Raw genomic sequence first — 10,077 nt, 5'->3', positions numbered from 1 at the left:
GGACACCTTGTATGTTGCGTCGGCGTGTTGCGGTGCGAGAGCCGCCCCAAAATGCAAGATAGCGGATATTCGGGCGAGAATGCCGTTGCTTTGATTACGAAGTGTAACCTTGGCGGGGCTGGAGATCACAAGCGCGGCATCGTCGCAGCATGTTGCGCTGCAAAAACGAAAAAGGGCCCGCCGAAGCGAGCCCTCTTCCTCGACAAAGTGTCGAAGCTTAGTTGGCGGTTGCCGGCGTACCGGCCGCGCCGCTCGACTGGATCCGCATCGTGTCGCGGTTGTCGGCGTAGCTGTCCGCATCATACTCGGGAGCGGCTTCGAGCTGCTCCTGGGTGAACTGCGTATAGAGATACAGCGAACCGCCGGCATCCTGCATGAACTGGAGGTTGTCCATGCTCACCGCGACCGGCTTGGCACCGATCCCGAGGAAGCCACCGACGTCGACGATGACTGCATCGACCTGGCCGTCGGCGCTGAGGGCGATGTCGGCGATGTCGCCGACCGACTCTTCATTCGGACCGTAGACCGAGGTGCCGAGCAGATTGTCGGCCGTCAGTTCGGTTTGGTCGGTGACCGCCATCATGCCTTCGCGCTCGCCACCGGTCGAGGCCGTGGTGGTGGTGTCGGCTGTGCCAACGCCGGGCGTGACCACGTCGGTCTCGGCCTGGGTCGTCACCGTTCCGTCGACGGGGGCGACGACGTCGGTTTCGACCGGCTCGGCGACCGTCAGCTCGTTGGTGTCATCGGTCGCAACCGCCGAGGTCGCAGCCGGCTCGCCAGCAGCCATCGTGGCATTGTCATCCGATACTTCGAAGGACGGCGCCTGCTCGAGCTGCTCGCGCGTCATCGCCGTCGCAACGACCAGATCGTTGTCGTCATCACGCGTCATCTGCAGCTGGTCGAACGGGACAGCGACGTCCTTTTCGCCGATGCCGAGGAACCCACCGACACCGATGACGACGGCATCGATACGGCCGTTCGAGGCCATGACGAGGTCGCTGATCGTACCGATCTCGTCGGCGTCGTCACCTGCACCGCTGCGCACGTCGGAGCTGATGAGATTGTCAGCGAGGTACTGGTCGGGGCCGACCTGGGATGCGTATTCGCCGTCGGTTGCTGCGACCGTACCGGTCGTAGCGGCCGGCGGGGTCACCGCAGCCTGATCCGTGCCCGCCACCGGAGCGATCTCAGTCCCGGCCATTCCGGTCGCCGGTGCCGTTTCAGTGCCACCGACAGCGACGGCATCGGCTGCTGCAACCTGGTCTTCGGGCTCGACGAATGCCGGGGCCTGGGCCAGCTGCTCGACGCCGACGTTCAACACGGCACGCGGCTCGTTGTTCGCGTCCATCGACCAGGTGATCTGGTCGAACGGGATGGCGACGATGCGGCTCTCGCCGTTGACCGCCATATCGACGACGGCGGCAACGACCTGGCCGTCAGCGTCGATCATGAAGTTCTCGATCCCGCCGATGCTCTCGGCGTCGGCAGCCGCGCTCTGGTAGATGGCGAGGTCGATCAGGTCGCTGGCGAGATGCTGGTCGGCCGTGAGCGACTGCATGTGGTCGCCCTGGGCCATCCCGGCGTGCTCACCGGCAACCGGCGTGGTGGCCGCTGCATTCGAATCGATCGTCACCGCTGCGTCCGGCGCGACAGGAGCCGCGGTCACTGGCGCTGCTTCCTGGGCGTAGGCCGAAGTTGCAAGAATGCCGGCGAGGGCGGTGGTGGCGAAAAGCTTGCGGATCATGGAATTTGTCCTTGTCTATTCTAGGGATAGACGCGGCCGCAGTCACGAATGCTGCAGGAGCCTTCGTGACGCGCCGCCTATGGAGATAGAACCGACTCGACACCTTTCGGTTCCGCCAGTCGGACCTTTCTTCGCTGAAATGCCGACGTTACGGACAGACGGCGCCCCCTGTCGCAAGCGAGGATCAGGCGAAGACCAGCACGCCGAAGACCAGCATCAGCAACAGGCCGATCAGCACGATGAAGATCAGGATCTTGGCGATGCCGACCGAGGCCCCAGCCACGCTGCGGAAGCCGAGCAGGCTCGCGATCGCGGCCACGATCAGCAAAATGACGATCCATTCGATCATGTCGTGCTCCCATTTTCGTGCCGCGCGTTCGCGCGACCTCGCCGCCAGAACGGCACGGCGCCGCGACGGTTCCATTCGACAACCATTGCCACGCCCGCATTGCGCGGATTGGCGCGTCCGCGTTATGCGCCTATGTGCAACGACGACGACGCGGTGCCATGTCTCCTGCGGACGACTGACCACCTTTCCGAATGGGGACATCGATGAAGATTCTCGCGCTGCTCAACCAGGATGGCGGCACGTTGAAAACGATGGACCTCGATCAGCTCTCGGCGCTGATCCGTGACGAATTCCAGGTTCATGGCCACGAGATCATCGTCGAGCACTGCGCGGGAAAGGCCATCGTCGATACCATCCGGAAGGCCTCGGAGCGCACCGACATCGACGTGCTGATGGTCGGTGGCGGCGACGGGACGGTTTCGGCAGCGGCCATGGCGCTGACCGGCAAGCCGATCGCCCTCGCCATCCTGCCAGCCGGCACGATGAACCTCTTCGCCCGCACGCTGCAGATTCCACTGGATCTGACCGATGCGATCGCGGCCCTGTCGTCGGGACAGGTGCTGGCCGTGGACGTCGGGACGGTGAACGGCGAGCCCTTCGTCCACCAGTTCGCCGTCGGCCTGCACGCGCGGATGGTCCGGATGCGCGAGGGCCTGACTTACCGCTCGCGGGTCGGCAAGATGTTCGCCACCAGTCGCGCCGTCTTCCTGGCCTTGCGCCAATTGCCGTCAGTGGAACTGTTAATCGAGATCGACGGCGCCCAGCAGCGCATCTCGAGCCCTGCCGTCGCCATCTCCAACAATCTCTACGGGGAGGGGCACGTGCCCTATGCGGACGATCCGCGCGGCGGCGTGCTCGGCGTCTATATCTGCCGGGTCAAGGCGCCGCGGGCGGTCATGAAGCTCACCTTCGACATCATGCGCGGGTCCTGGCGCCAGAATCCACATCTGGAAGTGCTGACGGCGCATAAGGTGGCTTTTGAATACAACGGCCGCCACCACGACAAGCGGGCGGTCCGCGATGGAGAACTCACGCGGCTCGAGCCGAGCATGGTCGTGGAGATCAAGCCGCTGGCGCTGAATGTACTGGTGCCAGCTGAAGCCAGCTATCACGCTACCGAGGACGCAACGCATGCGGTCTCGGCGAACTAGCCGAGTACCGCGCTCTCTCCAGCTGTTGGCACCCGCCGGTCAGCGGGGCGGCTTATCTTCGTCTTCGGACCAGTCGATCTCGTCCGGCGATTTTGCGTCGGAACGCCCCTCGGGATCGAAACCCGTTTCTTCGACGGCAGAATAGTTGTGGCCGCCGTCTGCGAGGAGGTTCAGCGCTTCGCTGATCTGCATGCCCAGCGGATTGAATTCGTCACCCGCGTCGATCGTTTCCCGGTAGCCGACGCGCTGGGACAGTTCCTCGAGCCGCGCCTGCTTTTCCTCGACCAGCATCTCCGGGTTGTTGAGGATGTCCTCGATTTCGGCCTGTGTGATCGGCTGGCTGATGCCGGGCTGATCGGCGTCGCCACCGACATCCATATCGGCGGCGATCACCCGATCCTTGCCGCCGTTGCCTGAATTCGACATGAAACGCTCCGTCTGGGCTGGATGATCGAATGAGGCAGCCGAGCCCGAGGCGAGATCGGCTGATGCGACAGTTTACTGCGCTGGCGCGTCCTCGGCCGGCGTCACGGTCGTACCCGTTGGCTCGGCCGTGTCGGCGGCTGGTGCCGTGGTCGTCGATTCACCCTCGATCGCCATATCGGCGTCGGGCAGTACCGAACCGTAGATGCCCAGCCCGATGAAGATGACGGCACACAGCGCCAGGCCGATGATCAGAATTTTTAGAACGGGCGTTCCCTTTTCGCCCTGGCGGGCGTCTTCGGGATTGAGTTTGGGCTCTGGCATGAGTTGGGTCCTGCAAATGAGATAAGTTCATGGCGGGCCCGGTAAGGCACCTCATGAGAATAACGGGCGAGATGCCTAACGGATGCGATCACGATAATTGGAGATCGCCCGCCAGAGGGCGAAACCCGTTGCGCCGGCAACCGGCACCAGAAGGAGCGTCTTGTTGCGACGAATGGAGCGGAACAGCAGCGGCGCGTTGGTCAGGGCGGCGACCCCGGCAATCGAAGCAACGTCGCGTTGCAGGCGATCATCTGCCCGCCGGCTCGGGGTGCGCTGGACCATGATGGTCATGATCCAGAATACCACGAACACGAGCAGGAACACGCCGGCGAAACCGAGCGCCGTCGGCAGAGCACCGAAAGTCTCTGCCAGGAAGATGAACAGCGCGAGGATAAGGAAGATGGCGGTGAGCAGGCCGAACAACGCCATGACGGCGTAAAGTCCGGCCAGTCGACGCATTCGCACGAAGTACGTGCCGGCCTCGCCCGTGATCAGCCTGGTGATGAGCTGCAGGACCATGTTCAGCGGCGGAACAGACGCGCGTAGATGTAGCCCGCGGCGGCTGCAATCAGGACAGCCTTGATCGGCTCGGCGCGGACCCTCTCGCTCAACTGCTCTTCCAGGTCCGAAGCGGCGTCCTGTGCCTGGCGCATGTAGCGCTCGCCGCGCTCGCGTACGTCGTCACGCAGCGCAAAGGCCTGCTGGCGGGCGCCGTCGGCACGATTGGAAGCCTCGGCCTTCAGGGCTTCGGCAAGGCCGCTGACATCCTCGCGGAGCCGAGCCAGCTCGGCCTCGATGTCATGCTTGCCCTCGTTCGTCCCGGGACCGCTCGGCTTGCCAGCCATCTTGACGTCGTTCGAACTGATATCGGAAGCCATGGAGCACCCCATTGAGAAAACTGAAGGACAGGCGTGGGGCGGGAGGACCCGCCCGCTACCGGTGTTGAATGAAACTGCTTTGCAGCCGGACGGTTCCCGCCCGGTGCGCGGTTTGTGAAGAGATCAGGCCGCCGAGACGCCTATGATCTGCGACGAAATCGAATCCGGGCCGTATTCGCCATCGCCATCGATCCCGAGAATTTCGGCGATGCGGGTTCGAGCCCGCGACACGCGGCTCTTGATCGTGCCGACCGCGCATTTGCAGATCTCGGCAGCTTCCTCGTAGGAAAAGCCCGACGCGCCGATGAGGATCAGCGCCTCGCGCTGGTCGTCCGGCAGCATGTCGAGCGCCCTGCGGAAATCCTGCAGGTCGAGATGCCCCTGCTGTTCGGGATGGCCGGCCAGCTGCATCGCGTGGATGCCGTCGACATCCTGGACCTCGCGGCCCTTCTTGCGCATCTGGGTGTAGAACTCGTTGCGCAGGATGGTGAAGAGCCACGCCTTCAGGTTGGTGCCTGGCTGAAAGGTATGCTGCTTGTCCCAAGCCTTGACGAGAGTTTCCTGAACCAGGTCATCGGCTCGATCGAACGAGCCCGACAGCGAGGCGGCAAAAGCTCGAAGGTTGGGAATGATCGCGATCAGTTCCCGGCGGAAATCGTGCTGTTCGCTCATCAATGAACCTACTTACGGTCCGCATTCTTCGACGCCGATTCCGCCGCGTCCAGCGCGTCCAGAAGCGACAGGAAGCGGTCCGGAACGGGTTCGCTGGCGACGTCGTCGTAGTACGCCCTCAACCGCTTACCGATTGCGGTCTGCACGCCGTACTGGGGAGCGGGCGTCGGCGATCGCTGCTGCTGCTTATCCTGGAACATCTGATCCTTCGTGTCGCGATCATCCATAAACGGTCTCGGTATGTGTATGTCGTGTGTCACTCGCTCGTGACATGCCGCGCAGTAGCGCCGTACGACGACTGTTACATAAATTCATTGCTGCGCTTCGCAAGCCTGCCCCTCCACAATGCTCCCGACATTGACGCGTCGTCGCAAGAGCATCCGAAGGCGTGAACATCCGTCACGAGCCAAAGTTCCGACCGACGTGAGGAACTTTTTCGCCGTCGGGGCATTCAGCACCCATTCGTGCCTTATCCTTAGGTCGACACGAGGGGAGTTTTCATGTCGATGTCATCCCGCATAGCGCCTCACATTCCTTATCTCCGGCGCTATTCCCGGGCCCTCAGCGGTTCGCAGGCGAGCGGCGACGCCTATGTCGCAGCGGTCCTGGAGACGTTGATTGCTGATCCAAGCCTTTTTCCGGACGACCAGACCCCACGCATCTCGCTCTACAAGCTGTTCTCGTCATTGTGGCAGTCGGTCGAGGTGAATATCCGCGAGGATGCCCCGACCTCGGCTTGGGAGGAAAAGGCTTCGCGCAATCTGCGCGCCATTTCCCCGCTGCCACGCCAGGCCTTCCTGCTGGTCGCGGTCGAGGGCTTCACGACCGACGAAGCCGCCCTGATCCTCGGCCTCGGCGACGCGGAGTTCTCCCGCCTGATCGATCAGGCGAGCTCCGATATCGGCCGTCAGGTCTCCACCGACATCATGATCATCGAGGACGAGCCGCTGATCGCGATGGACATCGAGCAGATGGTGGAGAGCCTCGGGCACACGGTGACCGGCGTCGCGCGGACTCACAAGGAAGCTCTCGCCCTGTTCGACAAGCAGAAGCCGGGAATGGTCCTTGCTGACATCCAGCTTGCCGACGGCAGCTCGGGCATTGATGCGGTCAACGACATCCTTGCGAAGGTTTCCGTGCCGGTGATCTTCATCACCGCCTTCCCCGAGCGCCTGCTGACGGGCGAACGGCCGGAGCCGACCTTCCTCGTCACGAAGCCCTTCAACCCGGACATGGTGAAAGCGCTGATCAGCCAGGCACTGTTCTTCGAGTCGGACAGGAAGGCCGCGGCTTAGGTCGCGGTCACCGAGCCGATCATGGCGAGCCCAGGCAAGTATCGGATTTGGCAGGCAAGCCATGGTCGGGCCCGCACAGTCGCGGCGCGACGCGCCCGCGCAGATCGTCATCGCGTGCGACGTGTTCGCGGCGCACCATCCGCCAGGCCGCCAGGCCGGGAACCGCTGACATCGCGCAGGGCGTATTCCGCCGTCGCTATTCGTCGCGGTCGGCTCGGCTTGGCGCTTGATCGCACAGCGCATTTTTCGAGCGTCGGCTAATGTTGGCAGACAAGGTCATGCGAGCGATAGGCAACACGGAGATGTCCGTGTTCGCCCAAGATCGCGAGCTGCGTTACTGCTGGGTGTCGAACGGCGGCGATTCGTGGCTTGCCGACGCGCGGGAAGGCATGGGCGACGCCGACATCCTCTCCGGCGCGGCGAGCGAACGTTCCACCGCGATGAAACGGGAAGTGCTGCGCAGCCTTCGACCTGCCCGGTTCGAGCTGTCGATAGCGTCCGGCTCGGCGGTGCGCTGGTATGATGTCCGCATCGATGTCGACCGCGATCGGCAGGGGGAAGTATGCGGCATCATCGGGACATCTTTCGAGATAACCGAGCAGAAGCGTCGGGAGGAGACCCTCAAGACGCTGCTTCGCGAGCTCTCGCACCGGTCGAAGAACCTCTTGGCGATCATCCAGAGCCTCGCCAGCCAGACGGCGCGCCATTCGGTGACCGTTCCGGAATTCCTCGTCCGCTTCCGGGGGCGGATCCAGTCACTGTCGTATTCGCAGGACATTGTCACCGACGCCGATTGGCGTGGCGCCGACCTGCTGAGCCTCGTGACCATGCAGGTCGAGCGCTATGCGCCAGACGGCATGGATCAGATCGAGGTTGAGGCTCCCGACGTCTATCTGTCACCAACGGCTTCGTTGCATGTCGGGCTCGCGCTTCACGAACTCGCGGTCAATGCGGCATCCTATGGCGCGCTGTCGGTCCCCGGGGGCCAGGTCTCGATCACGGCACGGTTCCAGACGACAGACGATGGTGAAAGCCTGCTGCTGGTCTGGCAGGAGCGCAACGGGCCGCGCGTCCGGGCGGAGCGGGACGCACGCTTCGGAACATCCACGCTGGAACGGATCGTGCCCAACGCGGTCGGCGGCGAAGCCGGACTAGAGTATCTGCCGGGTGGTATTCGCTACACGCTGACCATTCCCGACGCGCAGTACGAGATCATCTCGCGGTCCACCGTCGAGTCCGCCTGAGGCCCAACGGCCCTTGCAAACCAATGTCTTGTAAACCTCACACATTCGTGACGGCGCATGCCGGCGGTCGCGGAACGAATCTCCTGACCGGTCATTTAAGTGACCAAAGGAGAGGTTTTCATGGAACACGTTGCTGCTTTCATGTTGCTTGTTGGCTGCTCGAGCGACGCCACGCTTTGCAAGGAAATTCCGGTCCCCGTCCCGGCCTACGAGACGCTGGCCGAGTGCCAGAGCGATCTGCCGCTGCAGATCCGGCTGAGCGGGTCGACCGACCGTCGCGTCCTGGGTGCCTGCAAGGCGGTCGACGAAGAGGTCTTCGAACAGTCCGCTTCGATCGACTGGGCCGTCAGCCGTTCTGGCCAGCTTCTGATCACCTTCGACGCCGAGCCGCAGATCGTCGCCGCACGCTGAACGCTTTCACGCGTGACGGAACGAAAGTCATCCTTCATCGTTTCACGCTGGGACGACGAGTTTTAGTGAGAGGTTGGGAATGATCAGAAAGCTTTCATTGGCAGCGGTCGCGGCGTTGACGCTCGCGGCATCGGGCTGCACGACGGAAGACCGCTACACGGCAGGGGGCGCCGGTATTGGTGGTCTCGGCGGTGCAGCGATCGGTGCCGGTATTACCGGTGATGCGCGCGGCGCACTTATCGGCGGCGCTATCGGCGCCGGCACGGGCGCGGTCGTCGGCAATGTCGTGGGCCGCTCGCAGGAGCGCCCGGGTTACTGCCGCTATTCCGACGGCAACATCTACCGCTGCCCGGCAGGCTACTGATCGGCTGAGCCGATCACTGCAGGAAATGTTTCGAAGGGCCGTCGGGGTGAGATCCCGGCGGCCTTTTTCGTGTCGAACTTGGCTGCGCATGCCGGTCGAGGCTAAGGATGTCGGGCATCAAAAGCGGGGACACATGAAATCGCGACCTCACCTTTCGCGCATCACGACGCCGAAGCCGAACAGCCGTACGGTGCCGGCCTGTGTGCTGCTGTTCTGTTTCACGGTCCTCTCGGGCTGCTCCGGCGCCGGTTTGCCGCCTGTCTTCGGTGCCGTGTTCGGTCTTGAGGGAGCGGATGTCGCGCCGTTCACCGTCGGGACCGTGCCGGATCCGTCGCCGTCTCCCGGTGACAATATTCTTGGTCTTGCGGCTAACTTTCCCGGGCAGTGCATCTATCGGCGGGCCGACAACCGCCGCTTCCGCGCGGCTTGCCCGGACGGCTACAAGCTTTAGGCGCCTTTCGCTTCCGACGCCTCGGCCAGCAGCGCGACGAAAGCCCGGCGGAAGCCGCCCGGGCCGGCCGGGTCGAGCGCGAAGGCGACATGCCGTAGCCGATCCCCGCGCCCGATCTCGAATCCCGACCGGTCGACCGTGACGATCCGCCATCCGTCGTGGGGCTCGCCGTGGCGACGCGCGATCTGGTCGACGGCATCCCCGTGATCGGCGTTCATGTGGTCACGCGCGCGGATGCCCGCTTCTTCGAGACCCGCGACGGGCTCGTCGATCAGGTCCGTCGGCTCCAGCGCATAGGCGCGGCCGAAGCCGCCATTGAGCGCCGCGTCGACCGGCTCAAGGCGGACAAAGCGAAAATCGGCGAAATCGGCGTAGAGCGCCGCCTTGGGATGGCGCGACAGAAAGCGCTCCCGCATTGCCGGTCGCTCGGGAGCAGCGGCGTTGATGGGCGTGGCCGTCGCGCTGAGCGACAGCCGGGGATGCGCCAGCGGATCGCCCTTGCCGACGTCGCCGACGAGCAGCGAGCAGCGCAGGTCTGCGGCGAGGGCGGCCGCGTGCGCCGACAGGTCTGAGATCAGGATCATCGGGTTGCCGCACGCATCCGTCGCGACGAGGACCCTGCTTGCCGCGGGATGCCCCGTCGGGCCGATGACCGCCAGCGCGCCATGGCGAGCCTCGCGCAGCAGGCGCCGCCCCAGCGCACGGACTGTGTCGGCCACCGGCTGGAGCAGCGACACCGGCCGGGATGATCCGGCATTTCCGGGAGCTTCG

The 10,077-nt window shown here is 64.1% G+C and carries 15 protein-coding genes; 6 read left to right on the top strand and 9 right to left on the bottom strand.

The features are described 5' to 3' along the window. Positions 1-217 precede the first annotated feature (217 nt). Both GTW51_RS03250 and GTW51_RS03245 read right to left on the bottom strand, forming a co-directional pair. A complete protein-coding gene (locus GTW51_RS03250) occupies positions 218-1,744 on the bottom strand; it encodes a PRC-barrel domain-containing protein (protein ID WP_163042412.1) in 1,527 nt (508 codons plus the stop codon). Between the two features lie 184 nt (positions 1,745-1,928). Then, positions 1,929-2,093 carry a DUF1328 domain-containing protein gene (locus tag GTW51_RS03245; protein ID WP_163042411.1) on the bottom strand — a complete coding sequence of 55 codons (165 nt, stop codon included), beginning with the start codon at positions 2,091-2,093 and terminating at the stop codon, positions 1,929-1,931. Positions 2,094-2,296: 203 nt separating this feature from the next. Between GTW51_RS03245 and GTW51_RS03240 the strand changes: the two genes are divergently transcribed. Continuing rightward, positions 2,297-3,244 (top strand): diacylglycerol/lipid kinase family protein, encoded by a 948-nt coding sequence (locus GTW51_RS03240; RefSeq protein WP_163042410.1) that lies wholly within the window; start codon positions 2,297-2,299, stop codon positions 3,242-3,244. A gap of 39 nt (positions 3,245-3,283) precedes the next feature. On the opposite strand, the gene GTW51_RS03235 is transcribed toward GTW51_RS03240, so the two are convergent. The 6 genes from GTW51_RS03235 to GTW51_RS03210 form a co-directional block, all read right to left on the bottom strand. Beyond that, positions 3,284-3,637, bottom strand: coding sequence for a hypothetical protein (locus tag GTW51_RS03235; RefSeq protein ID WP_343033884.1), 354 nt, complete (start codon positions 3,635-3,637; stop codon positions 3,284-3,286). 105 nt (positions 3,638-3,742) lie between these two features. Then, positions 3,743-3,991: a hypothetical protein gene (locus GTW51_RS03230; RefSeq protein ID WP_163041842.1), complete on the bottom strand. Its 249-nt coding sequence runs from the start codon at positions 3,989-3,991 to the stop codon at positions 3,743-3,745. 75 nt (positions 3,992-4,066) lie between these two features. Beyond that, on the bottom strand, positions 4,067-4,510 hold the full coding sequence (locus tag GTW51_RS03225) for a hypothetical protein (RefSeq protein ID WP_163042408.1): 444 nt from the start codon (positions 4,508-4,510) through the stop codon (positions 4,067-4,069). Between the two features lie 2 nt (positions 4,511-4,512). Beyond that, positions 4,513-4,869 carry an ElaB/YgaM/YqjD family protein gene (locus tag GTW51_RS03220; protein ID WP_246232528.1) on the bottom strand — a complete coding sequence of 119 codons (357 nt, stop codon included), beginning with the start codon at positions 4,867-4,869 and terminating at the stop codon, positions 4,513-4,515. Positions 4,870-4,992: 123 nt separating this feature from the next. After that, a complete protein-coding gene (locus GTW51_RS03215) occupies positions 4,993-5,541 on the bottom strand; it encodes a sigma-70 family RNA polymerase sigma factor (protein WP_163042407.1) in 549 nt (182 codons plus the stop codon). Positions 5,542-5,549: 8 nt separating this feature from the next. Then, on the bottom strand, positions 5,550-5,768 hold the full coding sequence (locus tag GTW51_RS03210; protein WP_246232525.1) for a NepR family anti-sigma factor: 219 nt from the start codon (positions 5,766-5,768) through the stop codon (positions 5,550-5,552). Between the two features lie 273 nt (positions 5,769-6,041). Here GTW51_RS03210 and GTW51_RS03205 point away from each other — a divergent pair, with 273 nt between their 5' ends. The 5 genes from GTW51_RS03205 (at position 6,042) to GTW51_RS03185 (ending at position 9,306) form a co-directional block, all read left to right on the top strand. Next, positions 6,042-6,836, top strand: coding sequence for a response regulator (locus GTW51_RS03205; protein WP_163042406.1), 795 nt, complete (start codon positions 6,042-6,044; stop codon positions 6,834-6,836). A 302-nt stretch (positions 6,837-7,138) separates the two neighbouring features. After that, positions 7,139-8,080: a sensor histidine kinase gene (locus GTW51_RS03200; protein ID WP_246232522.1), complete on the top strand. Its 942-nt coding sequence runs from the start codon at positions 7,139-7,141 to the stop codon at positions 8,078-8,080. 120 nt (positions 8,081-8,200) lie between these two features. Then, complete coding sequence (locus GTW51_RS03195) at positions 8,201-8,491, top strand: hypothetical protein (RefSeq protein ID WP_163042404.1); 291 nt, start codon at positions 8,201-8,203, stop codon at positions 8,489-8,491. 79 nt (positions 8,492-8,570) lie between these two features. Next, positions 8,571-8,855: a hypothetical protein gene (locus GTW51_RS03190; RefSeq protein ID WP_163042403.1), complete on the top strand. Its 285-nt coding sequence runs from the start codon at positions 8,571-8,573 to the stop codon at positions 8,853-8,855. Positions 8,856-8,943: 88 nt separating this feature from the next. Next, positions 8,944-9,306 (top strand): hypothetical protein, encoded by a 363-nt coding sequence (locus GTW51_RS03185; RefSeq protein ID WP_203565847.1) that lies wholly within the window; start codon positions 8,944-8,946, stop codon positions 9,304-9,306. Here GTW51_RS03185 and GTW51_RS03180 read toward each other — a convergent pair. Beyond that, positions 9,303-10,043 carry a HugZ family pyridoxamine 5'-phosphate oxidase gene (locus tag GTW51_RS03180; protein WP_343033883.1) on the bottom strand — a complete coding sequence of 247 codons (741 nt, stop codon included), beginning with the start codon at positions 10,041-10,043 and terminating at the stop codon, positions 9,303-9,305. The two genes, GTW51_RS03185 and GTW51_RS03180, sit on opposite strands and share 4 nt — an antisense overlap. Positions 10,044-10,077 lie beyond the last annotated feature (34 nt).

The sequence above is a fragment of the Aurantimonas aggregata genome, assembly GCF_010500835.1.
Taxonomy (GTDB): domain Bacteria; phylum Pseudomonadota; class Alphaproteobacteria; order Rhizobiales; family Rhizobiaceae; genus Aurantimonas; species Aurantimonas aggregata.
The sequence above is the reverse complement of the archived record's forward strand: the minus strand, read 5'-3'. Positions and strand labels throughout refer to the sequence as shown.

Coding starts and splice junctions, on each gene's coding strand:
- GTW51_RS03250 (WP_163042412.1), bottom strand. CDS start 1,744: ATGATCCGCAAGCTTTTCGCCACCACCGCCCTCGCCGGCATTCTTGCA.
- GTW51_RS03245 (WP_163042411.1), bottom strand. CDS start 2,093: ATGATCGAATGGATCGTCATTTTGCTGATCGTGGCCGCGATCGCGAGC.
- GTW51_RS03240 (WP_163042410.1), top strand. CDS start 2,297: ATGAAGATTCTCGCGCTGCTCAACCAGGATGGCGGCACGTTGAAAACG.
- GTW51_RS03230 (WP_163041842.1), bottom strand. CDS start 3,991: ATGCCAGAGCCCAAACTCAATCCCGAAGACGCCCGCCAGGGCGAAAAG.
- GTW51_RS03225 (WP_163042408.1), bottom strand. CDS start 4,510: ATGGTCCTGCAGCTCATCACCAGGCTGATCACGGGCGAGGCCGGCACG.
- GTW51_RS03220 (WP_246232528.1), bottom strand. CDS start 4,869: ATGGCTTCCGATATCAGTTCGAACGACGTCAAGATGGCTGGCAAGCCG.
- GTW51_RS03215 (WP_163042407.1), bottom strand. CDS start 5,541: ATGAGCGAACAGCACGATTTCCGCCGGGAACTGATCGCGATCATTCCC.
- GTW51_RS03210 (WP_246232525.1), bottom strand. CDS start 5,768: ATGGATGATCGCGACACGAAGGATCAGATGTTCCAGGATAAGCAGCAG.
- GTW51_RS03205 (WP_163042406.1), top strand. CDS start 6,042: ATGTCGATGTCATCCCGCATAGCGCCTCACATTCCTTATCTCCGGCGC.
- GTW51_RS03200 (WP_246232522.1), top strand. CDS start 7,139: ATGTCCGTGTTCGCCCAAGATCGCGAGCTGCGTTACTGCTGGGTGTCG.
- GTW51_RS03195 (WP_163042404.1), top strand. CDS start 8,201: ATGGAACACGTTGCTGCTTTCATGTTGCTTGTTGGCTGCTCGAGCGAC.
- GTW51_RS03190 (WP_163042403.1), top strand. CDS start 8,571: ATGATCAGAAAGCTTTCATTGGCAGCGGTCGCGGCGTTGACGCTCGCG.
- GTW51_RS03185 (WP_203565847.1), top strand. CDS start 8,944: ATGCCGGTCGAGGCTAAGGATGTCGGGCATCAAAAGCGGGGACACATG.